At 69.6% G+C, this 22,918-nt stretch carries 22 protein-coding genes and 1 rRNA gene; 17 read left to right on the forward strand and 6 right to left on the reverse strand.

The features are described 5' to 3' along the window. The 9 genes from rrf to ABT147_RS31210 all read left to right on the forward strand — a co-directional run. Positions 1–87: ribosomal RNA gene (gene rrf / locus ABT147_RS31170) — 5S ribosomal RNA — on the forward strand; the annotation flags it as partial. Positions 88–169: 82 nt separating this feature from the next. Continuing rightward, the gene (locus ABT147_RS31175) at positions 170–814 is read left to right on the forward strand and encodes an HAD family hydrolase (protein ID WP_351412328.1); all 645 of its coding nucleotides are present in this window, start codon (positions 170–172) and stop codon (positions 812–814) included. Positions 815–891: 77 nt separating this feature from the next. Beyond that, positions 892–2,127, forward strand: coding sequence for an MFS transporter (locus ABT147_RS31180; RefSeq protein WP_351412330.1), 1,236 nt, complete (start codon positions 892–894; stop codon positions 2,125–2,127). Beyond that, positions 2,078–3,253, forward strand: coding sequence for an acetoin utilization protein AcuC (locus ABT147_RS31185; protein WP_351412332.1), 1,176 nt, complete (start codon positions 2,078–2,080; stop codon positions 3,251–3,253). Before ABT147_RS31180 ends, ABT147_RS31185 begins: the two co-directional genes overlap by 50 nt. Before the next feature lie 243 nt (positions 3,254–3,496). Further along, complete coding sequence (locus ABT147_RS31190; protein ID WP_351412334.1) at positions 3,497–4,312, forward strand: phosphatase; 816 nt, start codon at positions 3,497–3,499, stop codon at positions 4,310–4,312. Positions 4,313–4,441: 129 nt separating this feature from the next. Further along, positions 4,442–4,654: a helix-turn-helix domain-containing protein gene (locus ABT147_RS31195; RefSeq protein WP_004984898.1), complete on the forward strand. Its 213-nt coding sequence runs from the start codon at positions 4,442–4,444 to the stop codon at positions 4,652–4,654. A 167-nt stretch (positions 4,655–4,821) separates the two neighbouring features. After that, complete coding sequence (locus ABT147_RS31200) at positions 4,822–4,920, forward strand: 30S ribosomal protein bS22 (RefSeq protein WP_003948845.1); 99 nt, start codon at positions 4,822–4,824, stop codon at positions 4,918–4,920. A gap of 309 nt (positions 4,921–5,229) precedes the next feature. Next, positions 5,230–6,297, forward strand: coding sequence for an NAD-dependent epimerase/dehydratase family protein (locus ABT147_RS31205; protein ID WP_351412337.1), 1,068 nt, complete (start codon positions 5,230–5,232; stop codon positions 6,295–6,297). A 14-nt stretch (positions 6,298–6,311) separates the two neighbouring features. Continuing rightward, positions 6,312–7,391, forward strand: a complete 1,080-nt coding sequence (locus ABT147_RS31210) for a lysophospholipid acyltransferase family protein (protein ID WP_351412339.1) — start codon at positions 6,312–6,314, stop codon at positions 7,389–7,391. A 91-nt stretch (positions 7,392–7,482) separates the two neighbouring features. Here ABT147_RS31210 and ABT147_RS31215 read toward each other — a convergent pair whose 3' ends face one another. The 3 genes from ABT147_RS31215 to ABT147_RS31225 form a co-directional block, all read right to left on the reverse strand. Beyond that, positions 7,483–8,721, reverse strand: coding sequence for a DUF5667 domain-containing protein (locus ABT147_RS31215; protein ID WP_351412341.1), 1,239 nt, complete (start codon positions 8,719–8,721; stop codon positions 7,483–7,485). Positions 8,722–9,021: 300 nt separating this feature from the next. Next, a complete protein-coding gene (locus ABT147_RS31220; RefSeq protein ID WP_020113793.1) occupies positions 9,022–9,798 on the reverse strand; it encodes an ECF subfamily RNA polymerase sigma factor, BldN family in 777 nt (258 codons plus the stop codon). A 381-nt stretch (positions 9,799–10,179) separates the two neighbouring features. After that, positions 10,180–11,115, reverse strand: coding sequence for an HAD family hydrolase (locus tag ABT147_RS31225; RefSeq protein WP_351412343.1), 936 nt, complete (start codon positions 11,113–11,115; stop codon positions 10,180–10,182). 197 nt (positions 11,116–11,312) lie between these two features. On the opposite strand from ABT147_RS31225, the gene ABT147_RS31230 reads away from it, so the two are divergent. The 6 genes from ABT147_RS31230 to ABT147_RS31255 all read left to right on the forward strand — a co-directional run bounded on the left by ABT147_RS31230 (position 11,313) and on the right by ABT147_RS31255 (position 17,687). Beyond that, positions 11,313–11,594, forward strand: coding sequence for a glutaredoxin family protein (locus tag ABT147_RS31230; RefSeq protein ID WP_351412345.1), 282 nt, complete (start codon positions 11,313–11,315; stop codon positions 11,592–11,594). 323 nt (positions 11,595–11,917) lie between these two features. Next, positions 11,918–12,673: a redox-sensing transcriptional repressor Rex gene (locus ABT147_RS31235; RefSeq protein ID WP_351412348.1), complete on the forward strand. Its 756-nt coding sequence runs from the start codon at positions 11,918–11,920 to the stop codon at positions 12,671–12,673. Beyond that, positions 12,670–14,466 (forward strand): glutamyl-tRNA reductase, encoded by a 1,797-nt coding sequence (locus tag ABT147_RS31240; RefSeq protein WP_351412349.1) that lies wholly within the window; start codon positions 12,670–12,672, stop codon positions 14,464–14,466. The genes ABT147_RS31235 and ABT147_RS31240 overlap by 4 nt, the downstream gene beginning before the upstream one ends. Beyond that, the gene (gene hemC, locus ABT147_RS31245; RefSeq protein WP_351412350.1) at positions 14,463–15,431 is read left to right on the forward strand and encodes a hydroxymethylbilane synthase; all 969 of its coding nucleotides are present in this window, start codon (positions 14,463–14,465) and stop codon (positions 15,429–15,431) included. The genes ABT147_RS31240 and hemC overlap by 4 nt, the downstream gene beginning before the upstream one ends. Next, a complete protein-coding gene (locus ABT147_RS31250) occupies positions 15,428–17,191 on the forward strand; it encodes a bifunctional uroporphyrinogen-III C-methyltransferase/uroporphyrinogen-III synthase (protein WP_351412352.1) in 1,764 nt (587 codons plus the stop codon). Before hemC ends, ABT147_RS31250 begins: the two co-directional genes overlap by 4 nt. 76 nt (positions 17,192–17,267) lie before the next feature. Next, positions 17,268–17,687 (forward strand): hypothetical protein, encoded by a 420-nt coding sequence (locus ABT147_RS31255; RefSeq protein WP_351412354.1) that lies wholly within the window; start codon positions 17,268–17,270, stop codon positions 17,685–17,687. On the opposite strand, the gene ABT147_RS31260 is transcribed toward ABT147_RS31255, so the two are convergent. From ABT147_RS31260 to ABT147_RS31270, 3 genes are all read right to left on the reverse strand, one after another. Further along, positions 17,684–18,151 carry a hypothetical protein gene (locus ABT147_RS31260; RefSeq protein ID WP_351412357.1) on the reverse strand — a complete coding sequence of 156 codons (468 nt, stop codon included), beginning with the start codon at positions 18,149–18,151 and terminating at the stop codon, positions 17,684–17,686. The two genes, ABT147_RS31255 and ABT147_RS31260, sit on opposite strands and share 4 nt — an antisense overlap. Before the next feature lie 54 nt (positions 18,152–18,205). Beyond that, positions 18,206–20,470 (reverse strand): hypothetical protein, encoded by a 2,265-nt coding sequence (locus tag ABT147_RS31265; protein WP_351412359.1) that lies wholly within the window; start codon positions 20,468–20,470, stop codon positions 18,206–18,208. Positions 20,471–21,475: 1,005 nt separating this feature from the next. Beyond that, positions 21,476–21,727 carry a hypothetical protein gene (locus ABT147_RS31270; protein ID WP_351412537.1) on the reverse strand — a complete coding sequence of 84 codons (252 nt, stop codon included), beginning with the start codon at positions 21,725–21,727 and terminating at the stop codon, positions 21,476–21,478. Here ABT147_RS31270 and ABT147_RS31275 point away from each other — a divergent pair. Both ABT147_RS31275 and ABT147_RS31280 read left to right on the forward strand, forming a co-directional pair. Further along, positions 21,659–22,408 carry an RNA-guided endonuclease InsQ/TnpB family protein gene (locus ABT147_RS31275; RefSeq protein ID WP_351412361.1) on the forward strand — a complete coding sequence of 250 codons (750 nt, stop codon included), beginning with the start codon at positions 21,659–21,661 and terminating at the stop codon, positions 22,406–22,408. The two genes, ABT147_RS31270 and ABT147_RS31275, sit on opposite strands and share 69 nt — an antisense overlap. Positions 22,409–22,435: 27 nt before the next feature. After that, the gene (locus ABT147_RS31280) at positions 22,436–22,780 is read left to right on the forward strand and encodes a hypothetical protein (protein ID WP_351412364.1); all 345 of its coding nucleotides are present in this window, start codon (positions 22,436–22,438) and stop codon (positions 22,778–22,780) included. Positions 22,781–22,918 lie beyond the last annotated feature (138 nt).

The following is a 22,918-nucleotide window of genomic DNA, read 5'->3' on the forward strand; positions in this document are numbered from 1 at the left end:
GGTTACATTCCGAACCCGGAAGCTAAGCCTTACAGCGCCGATGGTACTGCAGGGGGGACCCTGTGGGAGAGTAGGACGCCGCCGAACAAATATTGCGAAAGGCCCACACCTTATGGTGTGGGCCTTTTTGCGTTCCCGGGTCGTTTTGAGGTTCGTTTAGGGTCGAGTCATGCGCTACGACCTCGTGATCTTCGACAATGACGGTGTCCTCGTCGACAGCGAGCCGATCTCCAACCGGCTCCTCGCCGAGTACCTCACCGAACTCGGGCACCCGACCTCGTACGAGGACTCCATCCGGGACTACATGGGGTCGGCCATGCACCGGGTGCACGAGCTGGTTCTGGAGCGGACGGGGAAGGCGCTGCCGGGCGACTTCGACGAGGTCTTCCACGGGCGGGTCTTCGCCGCGTTCGAGCGGGAGTTGGAGCCCGTTCCGGGTGTGGTTCCGGTGCTGGAGAAGCTCGTCGCGGACGGGGTGCCGTACTGCGTGGCGTCGTCCGGGAGTCATGAGCGGATCCGGGTGGGGCATCGGAAGACCGGGCTCGACCGGTGGTTCGGAGAGGGGCTCGTGTTCAGTTCGCAGGACGTGGGGCGGGGGAAGCCGGCGCCGGATCTCTTCCTGTACGCGGCCGAGCGGATGGGCGTCGCGCCGGCGAGGTGTGCCGTCGTCGAGGACAGCCCTCTCGGAGTGCGGGCGGGACTCGCGGCCGGGATGGATGTGTACGGATATACGGCGATGACGCCCGCCGAGAAGCTGAGCGGGGCCAGGGGGTACTTCTCGGACATGGGGGAGCTGCTTGATCTGCTCGGCTGAAGCTGTCCGACCCGCTTAGTTGAGCAGTATTCAACTTCCTCTACCCATGGGTAGGTCAGGCCCCCTACTGTGCCGCCATGACAGATGTGCTGCGGCGCGGTCGGGCCGCGTTGGCGTTCAGCTTCTTCGCTCAGGGTGTCGCCTTCGCGCTGCTTGTGACGCGGATTCCGGCCATTCAGGACCGGTACGGAGTCTCCGACGGGTTGCTGCCCCTCTTCCTCGCCGCCGTGCCCGTCCTCGCCGGGGTCGGCAGTGTCTGCACCGAGCACCTCGTGAAGAAGGTGCCGCCGAGCCATGTGCTGCGATGGTCCCAGCCCGTCGTGCTCCTGGCGCTGCTCGGGGTGGGGGCCGGCGAGCACATGGCCGTGCTCGGAGTCTCGCTGGCGGCCTTCGGGCTGGCGGTCGGGGCGCTCGACGCGTCGATGAACATGCTCGGGGTGAGCCTGCAGCGGGCGTACGGGCGGAGCATCATGCTCGGCTTCCACGCCGTGTACAGCCTGGGTGGGATAGCCGGGGCCTCGCTGGCCTGGGTCGGGGCGCACTGGGATCTGGCGCTGCTGGTGTCGTATCTGCCGGTGGCGGTCGTGCTGCTGCCGGCCGTGCTGGTCGGGAGCCGGTGGTACGTCGACGCTGGGCCCGGTGAGGGGAAGACGGAGGACGCCGTTCCGGAGGTTGCGGGAGCAGGGGCGGGTGGGTCCGTCGCCTTCAAGATGCTGCTGCCGCTCTGTCTGGTGATGTGCTTCGCGTACATAGGGGACTCGACCGTCTCCAACTGGAGTGCCAAGTACCTCCAGGACGTGCTGGGGAGCAGTGAGCAGCTGGCGACCGTGCCGTACAACGTCTATATGGTCACCACGCTGATCGGGCGGTCGATCGGGGACTTCGGGGTGCGGAGGTTCGGGGCCGCAGCCGTGGTGCGGGCCGGCGCGGTGGTGGCGGCGGTCGGGTTCGCCGTGGTGGCGGGGGCACCGGGGGCCTGGGTGGGGATGCTCGGGTTCACGCTGCTGGGGCTCGGGCTGTGTGTGCTGGTGCCGCAGACGTTCGCGGCGGCCGGGCGGCTGTTCCCCGGGGCTTCGGACGCGGCCGTCGCCCGGCTGAACATCTTCAACTATGTCGGGTTCCTGATCGGTTCTCCGTTGGTGGGGGCCGTGGGGGATCTCTGGAGCTATCGCGGGGCGATGCTCATCCCGATGGCGTTGGTGCTGGTGACGTTGGTGTACGCCCGGTCGTTCGAGACGGAACCGGACCGATACGGTGGCGGGCATGAGCGGCCGCGCACAGCTGATGTGGGACGAGGCAGTAACGGGCTATGACTTCGGCCCGGACCATCCGATGGATCCGGTCCGGCTGGCGTTGACCCGGAGTCTGGTGACCGCCTTCGGGCTCGACCGGGAGATGGACGTCGTCTCGGCGAAGCCGGCGGGGGAGTCGACGCTGCGGCTAGTGCACCGCGAGGACTATGTGGCGGCGGTCAAGGCCGCGTCCGCCGACCCCCGGGGCGCGGACACGGCGTACGGGCTGGGGACCGTGGACGATCCGGCCTTCGCCGGGATGCACGAGGTGTCCGCGCTCATCGCGGGGCAGTCGGTGGGGGCGGCGGAGGCCGTCTGGCGCGGGGACGCGCTGCACGCGGTGAACTTCGCGGGCGGGCTGCACCATGCGATGCCCGGGGGCGCTTCGGGGTTCTGTATCTACAACGACGCGTCGATCGCCATCGCCCGGCTGCTGGAGCTGGGGGCCGAGCGGGTCGCGTACGTGGATGTCGACGTGCATCACGGGGACGGGGTGCAGGCCACCTTCTGGGAGGACCCGCGGGTTCTGACGATCTCGCTGCACGAGCATCCCCGGACGCTGTTCCCGCAGACCGGGTGGCCGGAGGAGACGGGGGCCTCGCCGAGTGCGGAGGGGTCGGCCGTGAATGTGGCGCTGCCTGCGGGGACCGGGGACGCGGGGTGGGTGCGGGCGTTCCACGCGGTGGTGCCCGAGCTGATCGCCGACTTCCGGCCGCAGGTGTTGGTGACCCAGCACGGGGCCGATACGCACTTCGAGGATCCGTTGGCGCATCTTGCCGTGTCGTTGGACGCGCAGCGGGCATTGCAGGTGGCTCTGCACGAGCTGGCCCATGAGTACGCCGATGGGCGGTGGGTCGCGCTCGGTGGGGGCGGGTACGCGGTGGTGGAAGTGGTGCCGCGGTCGTGGACGCATCTGGTGGCGGTCGCGGCGGGGCGGGAGATCGCGCCGGAGGCGGTGATTCCCGAGGGGTGGCGGCGGGAGGTGTTCGCTCGTACGCGGCAGTTGGCGCCGGCGCGGATGACCGATGGGCGGTGGCCTGTTTCCTGGGCGGGGTGGGAGGCGGGGTACGACCCTGCGGATCGGTTGGATCAGGCGGTGCTTGCTGCGCGTAAGGCCGTGTTTCCGTTGCGGGGGTTGTTGCCATAGGTGGCCCTGGGGGTTTTCTCGCCCCTGCCGCCCCTACCCGTCCCATCCTTCAGGGGCTGCGCGCCCCTTCGACCCCCGTCACAGATTCGGGGCTCCGCCCCGGACCCCGTTCGCGCAGTTCCCCGCGACCCTGAAATGCGCGCAGTTCCCCGCGCCCCTGAAAGAAGAGGGCAGTTAGGCCAACTGTGTGGCGGGGCTGTGGTTTTGGGGGTGGTGGCGGTCGGGGTGCGTCAGCATCGGGGCGTGGTGAGTGGTGGGGTGTTGCGGGAGTATCTTGTGGCCTCCGGGCTGGCTGGGCGGGTTGCCACCGGTCGGGAGACGAGTCTGCGGAGTTATCGGTTGTTCGCGGCTCGGGACCCTCGGTTTCTGATCGGGTTGGATCCGGAAATGACCTGGGGGCAGCGGGATGTGCTCGGGTTGATGGCGGAGAGGTGTGGCGTTTCGGCCGATCCGGGGTGTACATCCGGGCAGGATGTGATTGACCCGGAGCGGACGATGAGGGCGCTGGACCGGTTCGCCGAACGGGTCGGGGCGGTAGCTCACCGTGGTGGGGCGGTGCTCTTCGGGACCGGGCATCCGCATCGGCTGATCGGCTTCTACGGCGCGTTGGCGGACGCCTTGTCGGCGGTGGGATGTGAGGTTCTCACCCCTGCGACGGGTAGACGTGTCGACATAACGACCCGGTTCGGTCTACGCACGTACAACCTCGACTACGTACGAGGTGTCGCCGTCGTCCGGGAGGCGACCGCCTTGCGCCCCGGTTGTGCGACCGGCGTGCACACGCATTCCCCGCTGCCGGTTCGGACGGTTCTGGCGGCCGCGGCGGAGGCCGGCGGGCCGCTCCCGGAACTCGTGGTGGGAGACCACGGATGGGTCTGCGGGGCAGGTCAGCTGGGGTTCGAGGCGATCGGTCTCGCCGATACGGACGATCCGGCGCTCTTCGTGGGGGAGGCGGAGGGGCGGGTGTCCGTCGTCGTTCCACTTGATGACGGTGTGCGGTCTGATTACTACCGACCACTGACCCGCTACGTACTCAATCGGGCGTGTCTGTCACAGTAGGCCGCCGATGGCATCCCCTCTTCCCCACTCGCATCACCCGCCCCTACATTGGGGAGTGAGCACGCAACGACGAAGAGTCACCGGAAGGGGAAGCCGGTGGCCGTCGAGTGCGGAAGGTTCAGGTGTGTCATGGCTGCAGCTGGCGAGAGGCCTCTGAACGAGGTTCAGTTCCTGACCGTGGCGGAAGTCGCCTCGGTGATGCGAGTGTCCAAGATGACCGTGTACCGCTTGGTGCACAGCGGTCATCTGCCGGCGATCCGGGTGGGCAGGTCCTTCCGGGTGCCGGAGCAAGCGGTACACGAGTACCTCCGCGAGAGCTATGTGGGGGTGGAGACGGCCTGACGGCCATCGGGGCCGAGGGGCTCCCGGAGGTCCTGCGGGACTTCCGGGATACCCCGGCTCCCCCTCGATTACGACCTCAGCGCTCGGACGGGTAGGCTAGCCCCTCGTAGGTCGTATGGGCCCATGGCGCCCAAACGCCGAGTGATGAGAAGTGAGCGAGGGTAGTCGTGGGCTCTGTTATCAAGAAGCGGCGCAAGCGGATGGCTAAGAAGAAGCACCGCAAGCTGCTCAAGCGCACCCGCGTTCAGCGTCGCAACAAGAAGTAAGGCGGTCCGGCCCCTGAAAAGGGGTCCTGGACGGTCCCCCTCGCGTAAGGGGGCCGTACGTCTTGCTTTCTTGCGCGAGCGCTGTTGAGAGCGCGTTGCTGTGGCCCCCCACCGAAACGGTGGGGGGCCACAGCGTTTTTCGCCTCTCATTGTTTTTGCCGGTCATTGACGGGGTCGCGGTCACCACAGCGCAACATCGACCCGCTAACGTGGCCGCACACGGGGAACACGGAGAAACGCGGAGAACGCGGCAGGGTACGAGCAGAGTTACGCCTGTGTGAGCCGACGTCTGGAAGGAAGGCGCTGATCTTGGGGAAGGTCGTGCTCGTCACCGGGGTGGCGCGTCAGCTGGGAGGCCGGTTCGTACGGCGGATCCAGCGTGACCCTCAGGTCGACCGGGTCATCGCGGTGGACGCGGTGCCGCCGGGACACCATCTGGGCGGCGCGGACTTCGTCCAGGCCGACATCCGGCAGCCCGCCATAGCCCGACTGCTGGCCGAGCACAACGTGGACACCGTGGTGCACATGGACGTCACGGGCACCCCGCTGGGCAGCGGCGGCCGGGCCACGCTCAAGGAGACCAACGTCATCGGCACCATGCAGTTGCTCGGTGCCTGCCAGAAGTCCCCGTTGGTCAAGCGGCTGGTCGTGAAGTCCAGTACGAACGTGTACGGGTCCGCGCCGCGCGACCCGGCCGTGTTCACCGAGACCACACCGCCCAAGTCGCTGCCCAGCGGCGGCTTCGCCAAGGACACCGTCGAGGTCGAGGGGTACGTCCGCGGATTCGCCCGGCGGCGGCCCGATGTGGCCGTGTGCGTGCTGCGGTTCGCCAACATCCTCGGGCCGAGCGCCGATTCACCGCTCGCCTCGTACTTCTCGCTGCCGGTGCTGCCGACCGTGCTGGGCTACGACCCGCGGCTGCAGTTCGTGCACGAGGACGACGTCATCGAGGTGCTGCGGATCGCCTCGCACGACCCGGACCGGGGCACGCTCAACAGCGGCACGTTCAACATCGCCGGCGACGGTGTCCTGCTGCTCTCGCAGTGCGCGCGGCGGCTCGGCCGGCCGACGGTGCCGCTGCTGATGCCGGCGGTCAGCTGGGTCGGCTCGATGGTCCGCACGCTGGGCTTCACGGACTTCTCGCCGGAGCAGCTGCGGCTGCTGACCCACGGGCGGGTCGTGTCGACGAACCAGATGCGCGAGACGCTGGGCTACCGGGCCCGATACACGACCGCGGAGACGTTCGCGGACTTCGCGCGCAGCCGGGGGCCAGGACTGCTGCCCCCCGAGGCCCTCGCCGGGGCCATCGACCGGCTCGCCGCCCTGCCCGTGCCCACACCGGGCGGCGGCCACCTCCCGACGCAGAGCGCCAACTGAGGAGCGCATCAACGATGGCGGATGCCAAGGTCATTCCGTTCGACGACGACCGGACGCGCGGAGGCGGCGTACAGCGCCCGCCGCGCCGCCGGGCCGGGGGGAGCCGGCGCACGGGTGAGAACGCGGTCGTACGGGACGTGCGTGAATCCGGCGAGGTCCAGGCCCTCCCCGGACGGGCGACCAGCACCGATGATGTCCCTGTGACACGGGAGAAGCCGGAGCCGCCCCAGGAGGCCGCCGAGGCGCAGGACGGCGGCGGCCTGGAGCGACGGATCGCGGGCGGGCTCGCGTTCCTGCGCAAGCGGCTCACCGGTGACTACGAGGTCGACGACTTCGGCTACGACGCCGAGCTCACCGACCAGGTGCTGATGTCCCTGCTGCGGCCGGTGTACGAGAAGTACTTCCGGGTCGAGGTGAAGGGCATCGAGAACATCCCGACGGACGGGGGCGCGCTGATCGTCTCCAACCACTCGGGGACGTTGCCGCTGGACGGGCTGATGATGCAGGTCGCCGTGCACGACAACCACCCCACCGGGCGGCACTTGCGGCTGCTCGCGGCGGATCTGGTGTTCATGCTGCCGGTGGTCAACGAGCTGGCCCGCAAGCTGGGGCACACCCTCGCGTGCGCGGAGGACGCCTCGCGGCTCCTGGAGCAGGGCGAACTGGTCGGGGTCATGCCGGAGGGCTTCAAGGGGCTCGGCAAGCCCTTCGGGGACCGGTACAAGCTGCAGCGGTTCGGGCGTGGTGGGTTCGTCTCCACCGCGCTGCGGGCGGGTACGCCGATCATTCCGTGCTCGATCGTGGGCGCGGAGGAGATCTATCCGATGATCGGGAACTCGAAGACGATCGCCCGGTTGCTCGGGTTTCCGTACTTCCCGATCACGCCGACGTTTCCGTGGCTCGGGCCGTTGGGGGCGGTGCCGCTGCCGACGAAGTGGACGATCCAGTTCGGTGAGCCGATCCCGACGGACGGGTATCCGCCGGAGGCGGCCGAGGACCCGATGCTGATGTTCAACCTGACGGACCAGGTACGGGAACAGATCCAGCACACGCTGTACAAGCTGCTGGTGCAGCGACGGTCGGTGTTCTTCTGACGTAGGTCGAGCGGTCCGTGCCTACGACGTCTGCGCATACGACGGTGGGGGCGCCCTTCTTCGAGAAGGGCGCCCCCACCGTCGTACGGGGTCAGTCGGTGTCGTCGCCGTTGATGCCCAGGCCGGGGAGGAGGCCCGGGAGGAGAGGTGGGAGGGTGACGTCGGGTTCTTCGGGCGGGGTGGGTTTGCCGGGGGACGGGGACGTGCTGGTGGTGTCGTCCTGGGGTGGGTCGAGGAGGCCGCCGGTGGTGCCGCCGACGAGGCCTTCGCCGCCGGTGTCCGGGTTGGACGTGGACGGCTTGGGTTTGCCGGTGGTGTCCTGGCTGTCCTCGGCGGAGCCGCCGGGGGTGCTCGGGGCCGGGTGGCCGGGGTCCGTGGTGCCGGGGGTGCCGGAGCCCGGGGAGCGCTGCTTGCCTTCGCCGCCCTGGGCGGGGGGCTGGGGCAGGAGCGACGAGTGCGGGGCGACCTCGTCGTCTATGGCGTCGAAGACCGACGAGACCTGCTGACTCACGTCCCCGAGCTGCACGGGCAGCCGGTCGCGGAGCGCGCCCCAGGCCTCGCGGTGGGACCGGGAGAACGCGGAGAGGGCCTGGATGGGGCCCAGGGAGTCCGGATCCCGCTGGAAGGCCTCGTGGAGCAGCCGGTGGCCCTCGGAGGCGTCGTGCCGCATCCCGCTGAGGGCGCGGCGGATCTCGCCGAGGGACTCGTGGTCGAGCTGTCCGCCCCGGCCGCGCTCCATGAGGCGGCGGGCCTCGCTGAGCCGGGTGGACGCCTGGTCCAGATAGAGCCGGCCCCGGTCGTCGCTGTCGTCGGCCAGGGTGAGCTTCACGTCCTCGATGCCGCGCTTGAGGCCGTAGAGCGAGTCACCGGGCAGGGCGTCCGAACTGGCGGCGGCCACACCGCCGAAGGCGCTCGCGGCCACCCCGACGCTGAGCCCGCCCGCGGCGAGGCCCTTCGTCAGGCGGGACCGTGGTCGCAACTTGCCCAGCGGGCCTGCCCGGTGCGCGCCCCGCGCCCTGCCCGAACGCTGTTCGGGCACCGAAGGGTCCGACGCCTCGCGCCCCGGCAGCGTGCCGTCCCGCAGCATGGCTTCCATCGCGGCCACCAACTGGGCGCGATGGACGACCTTGACCTCGGGGTCGAGCACTGGCTTGGGCAGCTCGTCGAGACCGGTCGTCAGGGCCAACATGCGGCCCTGCTCGGTCTGTTGCGCTGCCGGTGCCGGTGCCGATCCCTCGGGCCGCTCGGCCGCCGTGCTCTGGTCGGACAGCTCCTCCAGGGCCTGGGCGAAGGCGTTCGCCCGCCGGTGCGCCGATACGTTCGCGATCACTGGCGGCACCTCCTCTCGTCATGACGGTCGACTCCCCAGGGGGTCCTGAGGGTTGCGCGTCCCCGGCCGGTCCACACGATCGAGTGATCGGTGTCGGCCAGGCGCGACCACAGGGAGCCTGTATCCCGCACAACGAGCGGCGTGGCACTTGGGTTACGGACGGCGGATGATCGGACGAGGAAGTCAACGGACTTCGACAGAGGGTGAGTTGGGGATCGCGGAGCGTATGTGATCAGCGCGCGCTCGGTGCGTGCGGAGCCGCTCGGCGGTGTGCGTCCCGGTCGTCCTGGTCGGCGGGGTTCAGCGGGCGTCGTCCGGGAGGAGGCGGGCGAGGGTGCGGACCGCGCGGTACTGGAGGGTCTTGATCGCGCCCTCGTTCTTGCCCATGACCCGGGCGGTCTCGGCGACGGAGAGGCCCTGGAGGAAGCGGAGGGTGACGCACTCCTGCTGTTGGGGGTTGAGCCGGCGTACGGCTTCGAGCAGGGCGGCGTTGGAGAGGGACTCCAGGACGGAGTCCTCGGGGGAGCGCTCGACCTCGTTGGCGTCGAGCATCTCGCCGGTGGTGACCTCCAGACGGAAACGGCTGGACTTGAAGTGGTCGGCCACCAGGTTGCGGGCGATCGTGACGAGCCAGGCGCCGAAGTCGCGGCCCTGCCAGGTGAACGTGCCGATGCGGCGCAGGGCGCGCAGGAACGTCTCGCTGGTGAGGTCCTCGGCGGTCGCCTTGCCGCCGACGCGGTAGTAGATGTAGCGGTAGACGGTGTCGCTGTACTGGTCGTACAGGCGGCCGAAGGCGTCGGCCTCGCCGGACTGGGCGCGTTCGACGAGGTCCATCATGCGGGCGCTGTCGCTGTCCGCGGCGGGACGGCGGGTGGTCGTGGCGGTGGATCCCGAACGGCCTCGTCTGCCCACCGCCGCGCTGCCGTCGGCCAGTGCGTAGCACGGGCCGACGGGCGCGGCGGAGGTGGCGAGGGCGGGGACGGCGTACGCGGTGGGGACGAAGCCGCGCAACAGTTGGTTGACCGTCGCGCGCAGCGTAGCCAGGCCCGAGGCGTCAACCCCGACGTGTGGGTACACGGGACTCCCAGAGGCAGAGCTTCCATCACGTGCAGTGCGGAACCTTTCACCCGTCGTAGCGACGGAGGGGTACCGGTTTGCGTTTGAGGAGAATAACGCTTCGTGCAGGCACTGCTACACCCAGTTGCTCAAATCATCGATTACGTCGCTTCTGTTACCGATTGACGGCTGCTCAAGTGCCGTTCCGTGATCGGTTGTTGATCGATTGGGTTCGTGTTCCGTCTGGGTGCGGGGCGTGTTGTGGTCGGGTGCGGATGGCGTGACTGAGGGGGGCGCGGTGGGGGTAGGACGGCTGGAATGCCGGGCGGCAGGGGCGGACGCGCGAACGCCGGTGGGGCTGGATGTCCCAGCCCCACCGGCGTTCGAGAAACGGTCAGCCGTTCAGCGGCGGCGGCGGTGCAGCGCGATCGCGGCCGCCGTGCCGCCGGCCACCGCGCCCACGCCCGCCGCCGCGGGGAGGCCGACCTTGGCGGCCTTGCGGGCGGTGCGGTAGTCGCGCAGCCGCCAGTCCATCTCGCGGGCGTGCCTGCGGAGTTTGCTGTCGGGGTTGATGGCGTACGGGTGACCCACGAGCGAGAGCATCGGGATGTCGTTGTGGGAGTCGCTGTACGCGGCGCAGCGGGAGAGGTCGAGGCCCTCCGCGGCGGCCAGGGCGCGGACGGCCTCGGCCTTGGCGGGGCCGTGCAGCGGCTCGCCGACCAGTTTGCCGGTGTAGACGCCGTCGACGGACTCGGCCACCGTGCCCAGGGCGCCGGTCAGGCCGAGGCGGCGGGCGATCACCTGGGCGATCTCCACGGGCGCGGCCGTCACGAGCCAGACCTTCTGGCCGGCGTCGAGGTGGGCCTGGGCCAGGGCGCGGGTGCCCGGCCAGATGCGCTCGGCCATGTACTCGTCGTAGATCTCCTCGCCGATGATCGTCAGTTCGGCGACGCGATGGCCCTGGACGATGGAGAGCGCGGAGTTCTGGGCGTCCTGCATGTGCTCGGGGTCCTCGGACCCCGCCAGCCGGAACCAGGCCTGCTGCCAGGCGAACCGTGCGAGGTCGCGGGTCTCGAAGAACTTCCGCTTGTACAGGCCCCGGCCGAAGTGGAAGAGCGAGGCGCCCTGCATCACGGTGTTGTCGAGATCGAAGAAGGCCGCGGCCTTGTCGTCGCCGAGGACCGGGAACTCCGGTTCCTGGACGGCGTCGGGCGCGGGAGAGACGTCCTCCAGCTCCTGGGAGGACTTGCGCGCTGCCTCCGCAGAGGCCTCGCCTGCCAAAACGCTCCGCGCCGTGGCGGAGCGCCTACGGGGAGTGAGCCATCCGAGAGCGGCCATGTCGTGAGCATAGCCAGTCTGTTCGGTACTTCCGGAGTCCGGAGGTTTGGCGGCTGTGAACTCTCCGCGACCAGGCCGTTAAAGAAGGAGTCCGCGCGGCGTGTCCCGGTGTGGATCAAGGAGGAACCGGTGGGGAAAGGGGCAGGTCGTGCGCTTCGTGGTGAGGAGGAGGTGTGGACATCCGGTGCGGAGCGACAATGGCCGGCATGAGTGCCATGTTCCGGCGGACGCCGAAGAATTCCGGTGAGCGGCTCGTCACACTGATCGGAAAACCCGGGTGCCATCTGTGTGACGACGCGGAGGCGGTGATCGGGAAGGTCTGCGGTGAGCTGGGCGTTCCCTGGGAGAAGAAGGACATCACCGAGGACGCGGAACTCCACCGTCAGTACTGGGAGCAGATCCCGGTGGTGCTGGTGGACGGTGCCCAGCACACGTTCTGGCGGGTGAACGAGGACCGTCTTCGCAAAGCCCTCTCATAGAGGTGACGATGATGTGACCTGACCGGCCAGTCCAAGTGGTCCCAAAAGTCGCTTAGGATCGATGGGCTGGTTGGTCTCGGGGGCGGGATTCGTGAGGAGCGTGTGCGGTTTTGCCCCCGTTGTGCAGGGCGTCCGGTGAGGAACGACGGTGCGTGTGCGCCGGTTCCGTACGCGTGCGTCGAGTGTGCGTGACCCCGGTCACGTTGGCCGGGCAAATCGGACACCATCTTTGTGCACGCGTTCACAAAGACATAGCCTGCTGTCGACGGGGCGGTCTGGGGACGCATGACCGCCCGCAGCCCCGCTCTACCCGCAGGAGCACCGTGGCAACTGGCCGAACTCACCGACCGGCGACCCGTAGCCGAGGGATTCCCGAGGCCACCGTCGCCAGGCTTCCGCTGTACCTCCGTGCCCTGACCGCGCTGTCCGAGCGCTCGGTACCCACCGTGTCATCCGAGGAACTGGCGGCCGCCGCGGGGGTCAACTCCGCGAAGCTGCGCAAGGACTTCTCCTACCTGGGTTCCTACGGGACACGGGGTGTGGGGTACGACGTCGAGTATCTCGTCTACCAGATCTCGCGTGAGCTGGGGCTGACCCAGGACTGGCCGGTCGTGATTGTCGGTATCGGTAATCTCGGCGCCGCGCTGGCCAATTACGGCGGATTCGCCTCCCGTGGATTCCGGGTGGCCGCGCTGATAGACGCCGATCCGGCGATGGCGGGGAAGCCGGTCGCGGGTATTCCGGTCCAGCACTCGGACGAGTTGGAAAAGATCATCGAGGAGAACGGCGTGTCCATCGGGGTGATCGCCACTCCCGCCGGTGCCGCCCAGCCGGTGTGCGACCGGCTGGTCGCCGCCGGCGTCACCTCGATCCTGAACTTCGCGCCGACCGTCCTGACCGTGCCGGACGGCGTCGACGTCCGCAAGGTCGACCTCTCCATCGAGCTGCAGATCCTCGCCTTCCACGAGCAGCGCAAGGCCGGCGAGGAGGCCGCGAGCGAGAACGGTGCCGTACCGCTGGCTCCCAAGGAGTCCGGGAAAGGGCCCGACGGGGATGTCCCCGCCGTGATGCCGGCATGAGTCTCCTGGTCGTCGGACTGAGCCACCGCAGCGCTCCGGTGAGCGTGCTGGAGCGGGCGGCGCTGTCCCTGGACGCGCAGATCAAGTTGCTTCAGGACACAGTCGCCGCCGAGCCTGCCGCCGAGGCCGCCGTCCTCGCCACCTGCAACCGCATCGAGCTGTACGCGGACGTGGACAAGTTCCACGCGGGCGTCGCCGAGCTGTCCACGCTGCTCGCGCAGCACAGCGGGGTGGGGCTCGACGAGATCACCCCCTACCTGTACGTGCACTACGAGGACCGGGCCGTCCACCATCTGTTCTCGGTGGCCTGCGGCCTCGACTCGATGGTCGTCGGCGAGGGGCAGATCCTCGGGCAGATCAAGGACGCGCTGGCCCGCGCGCAGGAGCTGCACACCGCCGGGCGGCTGCTGAACGACCTGTTCCAGCAGAGCCTCAGGGTCGGCAAGCGGGCGCACTCCGAGACCGGGATCGACCGGGCCGGACAGTCGCTGGTGACCTTCGGGCTCGAACAGTTCACGGCCGGTACGGACGTCGGGAGCTGGGCCCGGGGCAAGCGGGCCGTCGTGATCGGCGCCGGGTCGATGTCCTCGCTGGCCGCCGCGACCCTCGCGCGCGCGGGCGTGGGCGAGATCGTGATCGCCAACCGGACGCCCGACCGGGCCGAGCGGCTGGCCCAGATCCTGACCGAGCAGGGCGAAACGGACGTGCTGGCCCGCGCGGTACCGATGGAATCGGTACCGGCCGAGCTGACACGTGCTGACATCGCCGTCTCCTGTACGGGCGCCACGGGCCTGGTCCTGACCGCCGAGACGGTCGCGGCGGCGGTCGAGGGACGGGTGCCCGAGGGCGCGCTCCCCACCGAGACCGACACACGCACGGACGTACGGCCGGTCCTGCCGCCCACCTCCATCGGCAGCGACGACGACTGCCCCCTCGACCTCCCCGCCGCGCAGGGCGGCGGTTTCTCCGTGCTCGGTGAGGCGGCGGTGGCCGGCATGGACGCGGCCACCCTGGAGCAGCACGCGGCCTGGGTCGACAACGCCACCGTGGACCGGCGCGCGAGCCGCCGTACGCCGGAGCGCGAGACCGCGCGTACGCCCGCCGCCGACGCCGAGCTGATCGCCGCGCTCGTCGCGGCCGTGGCCGTCACCGGGCGGATCACCGAGCTGCGCCGGCCCGAGCCCGTCGTCGAGGTGCCCCGGCCCGCGCCCGCGCTGGCCCTGCTGGACCTGGCGATGCCCCGGGACATCGACGCGGCCACGCACCGGCTGGCCGGTGTACGGCTGGTCGACATCGAGTCGCTCGCCGAGGTCTCCGCCGACGCGCCGATGGCCGCCGACGTCGACATGGTGCGGAGGATCGTTTCGGACGAGGTGGCGGCCTTCGGCGCCGCTCAGCGGGCCGCGCACATCACACCCACCGTCGTGGCGCTGCGCGCCATGGCCGCCGATGTCGTCGCGAGCGAGATCGCCCGCCTGGAGGGCCGGCTGCCCGGCCTCGACGACAAGCACCGCGGCGAGATCACCCAGACCGTGCGGCGTGTCGTCGACAAGCTGCTGCACGCGCCGACCGTACGGGTCAAGCAGCTCGCGGCCGAACCCGGCGGTGCCGGGTACGCGGACGCGCTGCGGACCCTGTTCGACCTGGACCAGGAGACGGTCGCCGCCGTGTCCCGGGCCGAGGGCCGGGCGGACGCCCCGTACGAGGACAGCGACACGTACGCGGGCAGTGCCAGGTACGTGGGCGGCGACAAGAACGTCGAAGCGAACGCCGAGAACCGAGGGCGATCATGAGTGAGCCGCAAGACAGGGCCCTGAGGCTCGGGACCAGGCGAAGCAGACTCGCCATGGCCCAGTCCGGGCAGGTGGCGGATCTGGTCCGCAGACTGACCGGGCGGCCCGTCGAACTCGTGGAGATCACGACGTACGGCGATGTCTCCCGCGAGCAGCTGGCGCAGATCGGCGGCACGGGCGTGTTCGTCACCGCGCTGCGCGAGGCGCTGCTGCGCGGCGAGGTCGACTTCGCCGTGCACTCGCTGAAGGACCTGCCGACCACGTACCCGGACGACCTGGCGCTGGCCGCCGTGCCGGTGCGCGAGGACGCGCGGGACGTACTCGTCGCCCGGGACGGGCTGACCTTCGAGCGGCTGCCCGAGGGCGCCCGGGTCGGTACCGGTTCGCCTCGGCGGATGTCCCAGCTGAACGCGTACGCGCGCGGCCACGGGCTCACGATCGAGACCGTGCCGATCCGGGGGAACGTCGACACCCGCATCGGATACGTACGGAAGGGTGAGCTGGACGCCGTCGTCCTGGCCGCCGCCGGACTGAAGCGGATCGGCCGGATCGACGAAGCGACCGACTTCCTCTCGGTCGACACTGTTTTGCCCGCCCCCGGCCAGGGGGCACTGGCGATCGAATGCGCTGCGGACAACACAGCGCTGATCGCCGCGCTCGCCGAGCTCGACGACCCGTACACACGGGCCGCCGTGACCGCCGAGCGGTCCCTGCTCGCCGCCCTGGAGGCCGGTTGCAGCGCACCTGTGGGTGCGTTCGCCGACCTTCTGGACGACGGGCAGATTGTCAAGGAGATGCGCCTGCGCGGCGTCGTCGGCACGACCGACGGCTCGACGCTGGTGCAGCTGTCCACCACCGGTCCCGTGCCCGAGACGTACGACCAAGCAATGGCGCTCGGCCGTGAACTCGCCGCCGAGATGCTCGCTAAGGGCGCGGCCGGTCTGATGGGGGAGCGAGCACATTGAGCCCCACCACCCTTCCCGCCGGTCCGGACCACGGTCACGTCACCTTCCTCGGTGCCGGACCCGGGGATCCGGGACTACTGACATTGCGCGCCGTCGAGGCACTGGCGAACGCGGACGTTCTCATCGCCGAGCACGATGTGCTCGACGTGGTGCGTACGCACGCCCGCGCCGGCGTCGCCCTACTGGACACCGATTCGAGCCCGCCGTCGGCACCGCCCACGGCGTCCTCAGCTTCTGCCTCTGCCTCTTCCGCGGCTACTTCAGCGGATACGTTTTCGGGCACAGGCACGCCTCAGCTGACGGTTGTTGACGGCGTGTCAACAACCGTTGGTGCACCCGCTGTGCGGGATGCGGCACATCTTGTCATGGAGGCCGCGAGGGGCGGCAAGCGGGTCGTGCGTGCGGTGTCCGGGGACCCTGGCCTGGACACTTACGCCACCGAGGAGATGCTGGCGTGCGCCGCCGCGGGCGTGCCGTTCGAGGTGGTGCCCGGTGTGGCCGCCGCGGTGGGCGTGCCCGCGTACGCCGGTGTGCCGCTGCGGGACGCGCAGGGCGCGGACGTACGGTTCGTCGACGCGCGCACGGCGTCCGACCGGTGCTGGGCGGAGGTCGGGGCGTCGGACGGGACCGTCGTCGTCTCGGCGACGCTGGAGACCGTGGCCGCCGCGGCGGGCGAGCTGGTCGCCGCAGGCCGTAAGCCGGACACGCCGATGACGGTCACCGTCGCCGGTACGACGACCCGGCAGCGGACCTGGAGCGCGACGCTCGGCACGATCGCCCAGACGCTGAAGCAGGCCAAGGTGCTGCCCTCGCCCGAGGGCGGCCGGCCGGTGATAACCGTGGTCGGTGAGCGTTCCGCGGCGGCCCAGCGCGACCAGCTGTCGTGGTTCGAGAACAAGCCGCTCTTCGGGTGGCGGGTCCTCGTGCCCCGGACGAAGGAGCAGGCTGCCTCGCTCTCCGACCAACTGCGCTCGTACGGGGCCGTACCGCACGAGGTGCCGACGATCGCGGTCGAGCCGCCGCGGACGCCGCAGCAGATGGAGCGGGCCGTCAAGGGGCTCGTGACGGGGCGCTACGAGTGGATCGCCTTCACCTCGGTCAACGCGGTCAAGGCGGTGCGGGAGAAGTTCGAGGAGTACGGACTCGACGCGCGTGCCTTCGCCGGGATCAAGGTCGCGGCGGTCGGCGAGCAGACCGCCAAGGCGCTCATCGCGTTCGGTGTGAAGCCGGACCTGGTGCCGAGCGGGGAGCAGAGCGCGGCGGGGCTGCTGGAGGACTGGCCGCCCTACGACCCCGTCTTCGACCCGATCGACCGGGTGTTCCTGCCTCGGGCCGACATCGCCACGGAGACGCTGGTCGCCGGGCTGATCGAGCTCGGGTGGGAGGTCGACGACGTCACCGCGTACCGGACCGTGCGGGCCTCGCCGCCGCCGGCCGAGACCCGGGAGGCGATCAAGGGCGGCGGGTTCGACGCCGTTCTGTTCACCTCGTCCTCCACCGTGCGGAACCTGGTGGGCATCGCCGGGAAGCCGCACAACGTGACCGTGATCGCCTGCATCGGCCCGGCCACGGCCAAGACCGCCGAGGAGCACGGGCTCCGGGTGGACGTGATGGCCCCCGAGCCGTCCGTGCACAAGCTGGCGGAGGCGCTGGCGGACTTCGGGCTGCGGCGGCGGGCCGCGGCCGTGGAGGCGGGGGATCCTGTTACTCGGCCCAGTGAGCGGCGGCCGGGGGCGCGGCGGCGGAGGTCGACGACCTGAGGGGTTTCCGGTCGGGGAGCGGTGGTCCCATGGGATCGCCGCTCCCCGCTTGCGTGGGCACCCGTACCCTGAGCACATGGCCGACCTCTACATAGTCGATGTCTCCATGAACCTGACGGCATCGGTGCCGGACATGGTGCTCTCCGAGTTGCGCCATGACCTCGGCCTCGAGGAAACGGGCGACGGTCACGCGGACGAGGCCGACAACCATCCCGTCTGGGCCGCTCGCGGTCCCGCCAGACGCATCGGCGGCGTCCTGATCGGCGAGTTGATCGGAACGGCCGAGGGCTGGTCCCTGACGGTCCGTCAAGAGGTGCACGCCGAATCCATGCCCCGGGTCGACACCCTGATCGAGCTGTTGGCGCCCCACTCGGCCACGGAAGGCGTCATCGGCCAGATCCGGTTCTACGAGGACGAGATTCCCGATCTCCTGCTCAACAGGTCAGGGAAACTGACGAAGGCACCCCTGAGCCGTCCGCCGGACACAAAGCTCTAGCCGCTCTCGCTCGGAGCGGATGACACACACAGGACCGACTCGGCGTTCGCGATCATGCGAGAAATGTCGATGGGCAGGTGCTCGAATTCCTCCATGACCACGTCGTAGGGCTCGACCTGGTGCGCTTTCCCGTCAAGCCCGGTGGCTTCGATGAAGTAACGGTGCCCGGCGGACGGCCCCGGGTCGTCGACCTTCTTCCAATGTGCTCCGCGTCGACGCACGAGCACATCACCGAGGAACGAGACGAGATCCGTGTGGAGCGTGATCCAGTCGGACTGCTCGAACTCGTCCAGCGGCAGTCGCGAGACATAACTCTGGATACCGGGCAGCGAGGCGAGCGGATCCGCTTCGAACCGCTCCCTCGTCACTCCGACCATCGCGGCGAGATGAGCCGCGTTGCCGTGTGCTCCTTCCGCCCACTGTGAGACCTCGGCGGCAGCCCCGTCCGACGTGTTGTTCCGCATGGCGTGCAGCCTTTCAGTTCTCAGGAGGTTCCACTCGCACGACGGAGTGTCCCATCAGCCCTTCTTGGGAGCAGGCCCGTACTCCAAGAAAATGATCTTCGCTTCGATCAGATAGTCCCGAAGCTCCTTGGACGGTCCGGCGTGCGTGAACGACCAGCGCGGGTCATAGCCCGGGTTCATCTCGCGCAGGGCCAGATCCTTGTGGATCTGCTCCTTGATCCCCTTGCTCAAGGGGACTTCGTTCTTGATCGCCTCCTTGGTTCCGTCCTTCAGAGTGATGGTGCGGTATTCGCCGTACGTCTTCACTTCCACGGCGACGGTGCGGCCATCGGGCAGGTCCACCGGCACGTCGACCTTGCGTCCCCCGGAACCCGTTACCGGGTACCGCCCCTCCTCCCGTACGGGAACCGGATAGTGACGCTCGGGGCCGCCTCCCCATTGCTGCCTGTGCAGTTCTTCGCCCGCCGCCCAGCGGAGTTCCGGATTACGCATGTTGCGCACGTCCCGCAGGGTGAGCGGCCCGTCACCTGGCGGCAGCGCCGGCCGGGAGAGGTCGGGTTCCATTCCGGCGTACGGGTCGTCGTCCCCGCGCGTGGCGGGAACGTCCTCGTCCGCTCCGTGAGAGCCCGCCGACTCGTCCGGCCCGTGCGTCCCGGAGTCCGGGTCAGGCCTGCCGTCCGAGTCGCCGTCGGCGTCGGAGCGCTCGTCGGGCCGTTCATCCCCCGTGCGACCGGGGCCGTCCTCACCTCGGCCGACATCGTCCGGGCCACCACCGGCTCCCCCGGAGCCACCCCCGCGCCCTGTCGAGGCATCGCCTGCGGCACGGCCTCCAGCAGCCGCCGAGGCGTCTCCGCCCCGGCCGCCCACCACCGCCGTGTCCCCCACGCGCGTGCCCGCACCGACACCCGCCGGCTCCCGCACGCCCGCGGGTTGCTCCTGCCGCGCAGCGGCCTCCCCGGCCCGCTGCTCGGCGGTTGCCTCGTGGCGGATGCTGTCCAGGGACTCGCGTACCGTCCCGTCCGCGTTGTGCATGACCAGGGTCTTGGTGTCGAGGAACACGACCTCGCCTTCGGGGGTCGTCATGCGGACGCTGTTCTCGGGGGTGAGGCCGGCCGGGAGGTCATCGGCGATGTTCGGGGGGTCGGCGATCTGGTAGGTGCCCTCGCCGAGGCGGATGTGTGTGCCGTTGGTGATGCCGCGCAGACCGGCCATGACGTCGCTGATCTTGACGGCGGTTCCGCCGATGCCCTTCGCGATGTACGTCATCGGGTCGACGATCCGCCCCGCCTTGCCCGCGAAGGAGATGGCCTTCGCGATCGCACCGGCCTTGCCGGTCGCCGCGACTGCTCCGCCCGCGCCGCCTGTGAAGATCGTGGTCAGGACGTTGAAGGTGACCGCTCCGGCCGCGCGTGAGGGGTTCTTGCCCCATTCGTCGTACGCGATCAGGGCCTTGCCCGTTTCCACGACGGCTGTGCGCGAGTCGCGGAGCCAGGAGGGGAGTTTGTCGTCGGGGGCCAGCCAGTACGCGGCGCCGACGACCGGGACGGCGGTGATGAGGATGCCGGTGGCGAGTTTGCCGAGGCCGGTCCAGGCCTGGCCCGCCGCGTCCCAGCCGTTGAAGCCGACCAGGGTGCCGAGGCCCTTGATCGTGCCCCACACGCCGTCGACGACGAAGCCGACGGTGAAGTCCCAGGCGTGCTCGTGGACGTAGTACCAGGGGTTGGACTCCTCGACCGGGTCGCCCCACGGCAGTCCGCCGGCGTTGTTGAGGTCCTCGGCGCGGTAGCCGTACATGTTCTCTTTGTTCGAGCCGTCGTTGACGACGAGCGCCTCGCCGCCGACCAGCGCGACGATCTTGTTGTGGCAGGCCAGCTCGGCGGCCTGGAAGGCGGACCAGGCGGCGTTCACCGCGTTGCGGCGGGCCGTGTTCTCGTCGATGAGGTCGCCGTCCGCGACCCAGTCCTCGTCGTCCGCGACGCGCCGTTCGAACGCCGCCGCCTCCTCGCGGAGCGAGTTGAGCCGGTCGACCAGGGGCCGCACCTCGGCCGCGTAGTCGAGCAGCGCCTTGGAGACCGTGCCCAACTCGGTCTGCAGCTCGTGGCCGGCCGCCGCGACCGGCGCGGTCGTCGCGAAGAGCTGGTCGGCCTCGGGTGCCTTGTAGAAAGGTTCCAGCAGATTGAAGTTGGCGTCGATCAGCAGACCCGCCGCGCCGACCGCCATCCCGTCGAACGCGATGTCCCCGGCGTCCGTCTCCAACTGCTCCAGATTTCCCGTGAACTCCGGTATCTCGGCCGAGACAACGGGCCTGTCCTCGCTCACGTCTACCCCCGTGGACGCCCTCGCGGATTCGTTCCTTCAACTCGGCGCCCGGCCCACGCATCTGACGCGTGGACGCTCAGGACCCATGTGGGCTCACACGGACACCAGTCGATCATTTGTACCAAAATTGCGATCGCGATCCCATGTACTTCTGGCCAAAGGTCAACCCTCGGGGCCAACTGGACGCTGCGCTCACGCTGAATCCGAGAATCCGAGAATCCGAAGCCCGGAAACACGGGACCCGGTCGGGCGTGTGTCGGGGGTGCGGGCGGTAAAGGAGTAAGAACTCTTTGGGAGAGAATCCCTCCAAACCGATCCAAACCCCGTGTTTGTCACTCGCTGGAGTGAACTGCCTCAAGTCGGCTGGCGCGGTGGTGGGTTGGGCGGGCAGGCTCGGTGGAGAGCAGGAGACAACCGTAGACATGCGACGGCCCCCGCCGGGACTGCAATCCCAGTGCGAGGGCCTGACCACCGAGGAGAAGTAGGAGCTTCCCTCATGGCTGAGAGCAAGCCTAGCGGCGCCGTGCGCCCGCAGACCCCTATCCGGCGAAGTGCCACCCGTTCCGGTGTCACCCACCTTGCTTGCCGGGCGGGGTGCCCGGTCCTTCAGGGCCGGGGTGAATGTCCGTTCCCGCGTAGCGGGGCAGGGGAAAGCCGAATCGCCGCCAGAGCGATTCGGCGTCTCCGGGGAGACGGTGGTGAGGCCGGCATGGAGCCGTTTGTGGTGCCTGCGGGTTGAGGGCCCGGTGGGCGGGGGCGTCCTGGAAGGCAGGAGGGTGCTGGTCACTCGCACGGGTGATGTTGGTCGAAGGCGTGCGCGAGAGGGGAACGGGGTGTCTAGGTTCGTGGCATGTCACGTTTCCGGATGTATCCGTCGCGCGCGCAGGCCGAGCAGATGCTCACGCACTGCGCGCACGCCCGGTACGTGTGGAACCTCGCTGTCGAGCAGCACTCGCACTGGCGCCGGTGGCGCACGTCGGCGCCCGGTTTTGCGGAGCAGTGCCGTCAGCTCACCGTGGCCCGGTGGGAGAGCGAGTGGCTGGGTTCGGGGAACGCGGATGTGCAGCAGCAGGCGCTGAAGGACTTCGCCAGGGCCAAGAGCGTCAGGTTCACGTCCGGGTTCGGTGAGCCGACCTGCCGCAGGAAGCACGTGCACGAGGGCTTCCGCGTCACCTTCCGCAACGGGCAGTGGCACATCGCGTTCGCGGTCTTCCCCGAGCCGACCCCGGTACCCGGCACGGGTGCGGTGATCGGCATCGACCGGGGTGTCACCGTCACCGCCGCCCTCTCCGACGGCCGGAAGCTGAACTGCCCCCAGCTCACCGTCAAAGAACGCGCCCAGATCCGCAAACACCAGCGCGGGCGGCCAGAGCCCCGAAAGGCAGCGCCGCCAAGGCGGCCGAGCATGCGAAGGCGGCCAGGCTCCAGGCGCGGGAGGCGAACCGGCGCAAGGACTGGTGCGAGAAGACCAGCACCAGGCTCGCCCGCTCCTATGACCTCATCCGGTTCGAGAAGCTCAGCATCAAGACGATGACCCGCTCCGCGAAGGGAACCGTGGAGCGGCCCGGCAGGCACGTCGCCCAGAAGTCCGGTCTCAACCGGGCGATCCTCGCCCAGGGCTGGGGCCTGCTCCGACAGCGCACCGGACACAAGGCCCCCGGCCGGGTCGAAGACGTACCCGCCCCTTACACCAGCCTGCGGTGCAGTGCCTGCGGATGGATCGACAAGAACTCGCGCAAGAGCCAAGCCGAGTTCGTCTGCTCCTCCTGCGGCTTCACCTGCAACGCCGACACCAACGCCAGTATCAACATCGCGGCAGGACAGGGCGGGATCCCCCGCCCCCGGCGCACAGCTGGTGCCGGAGGGACGACACCGCCCAACCAGCGGACGAACGTCCGTGAACCCCAATCCAACCGGGTTGAAATCCCCCTTTCGTAAGAGGGGGAGGATGTCAACTATGCGCAGGTGTACAACACCCTGCGCGATGCGTCGGCCACCCTGGAGTACCTGAAGCAGGAAGGGGTCGCGGAAGGCGTGGAACCTCATGCCGGGGCTGCCATGTGGGGTGTCCGGTTCGCCGCCGCCGTCCTCTACCCGCTGCTGCCCTGCCAGCCGAAGCCGCCCGTCGACTACGACCCGCAGAAGTTGCTGGATCTGGCCGCGCACTGGCGGGACGCCGCGTTCGATCTCGGTGAGTTCGCCCTGGACTTCGTCGAGCCCGACGAGCCCGACGAGCCCGCCCAGCCCGCACGGGAGCATGGGCTGCGGCTCGTCGACGGCGATGAGGGGAGCGGGCAGGGGACCGGGTGACGGCCAGGCGGTGTTCGGGACAACTTCTGGTTGCCCGTGAGGGGCGGGTGGGGGTTGTGGGGGAGGGGGTACAACCCCGGGTCCGGGCGTGCTGTCTCAGTGGGTGACCGAAGCAACGATCGGCTCCTGGGCACCTAA

This window comes from Streptomyces sp. NPDC001868 (assembly GCF_040297125.1).
GTDB lineage: Bacteria > Actinomycetota > Actinomycetes > Streptomycetales > Streptomycetaceae > Streptomyces.

What these genes read in the sequence shown, in the direction of transcription:
- ABT147_RS31175 (WP_351412328.1), top strand. Translation starts at nt 170, where the DNA reads ATGCGCTACGACCTCGTGATCTTCGACAATGACGGTGTCCTCGTCGAC.
- ABT147_RS31180 (WP_351412330.1), top strand. Translation starts at nt 892, where the DNA reads ATGACAGATGTGCTGCGGCGCGGTCGGGCCGCGTTGGCGTTCAGCTTC.
- ABT147_RS31185 (WP_351412332.1), top strand. Translation starts at nt 2,078, where the DNA reads ATGAGCGGCCGCGCACAGCTGATGTGGGACGAGGCAGTAACGGGCTAT.
- ABT147_RS31195 (WP_004984898.1), top strand. Translation starts at nt 4,442, where the DNA reads ATGGCTGCAGCTGGCGAGAGGCCTCTGAACGAGGTTCAGTTCCTGACC.
- ABT147_RS31210 (WP_351412339.1), top strand. Translation starts at nt 6,312, where the DNA reads ATGGCGGATGCCAAGGTCATTCCGTTCGACGACGACCGGACGCGCGGA.
- ABT147_RS31225 (WP_351412343.1), bottom strand. Translation starts at nt 11,115, where the DNA reads ATGGCCGCTCTCGGATGGCTCACTCCCCGTAGGCGCTCCGCCACGGCG.
- ABT147_RS31230 (WP_351412345.1), top strand. Translation starts at nt 11,313, where the DNA reads ATGGCCGGCATGAGTGCCATGTTCCGGCGGACGCCGAAGAATTCCGGT.
- ABT147_RS31240 (WP_351412349.1), top strand. Translation starts at nt 12,670, where the DNA reads ATGAGTCTCCTGGTCGTCGGACTGAGCCACCGCAGCGCTCCGGTGAGC.
- hemC (WP_351412350.1), top strand. Translation starts at nt 14,463, where the DNA reads ATGAGTGAGCCGCAAGACAGGGCCCTGAGGCTCGGGACCAGGCGAAGC.
- ABT147_RS31255 (WP_351412354.1), top strand. Translation starts at nt 17,268, where the DNA reads ATGGCCGACCTCTACATAGTCGATGTCTCCATGAACCTGACGGCATCG.
- ABT147_RS31260 (WP_351412357.1), bottom strand. Translation starts at nt 18,151, where the DNA reads ATGCGGAACAACACGTCGGACGGGGCTGCCGCCGAGGTCTCACAGTGG.
- ABT147_RS31270 (WP_351412537.1), bottom strand. Translation starts at nt 21,727, where the DNA reads ATGCCGATCACCGCACCCGTGCCGGGTACCGGGGTCGGCTCGGGGAAG.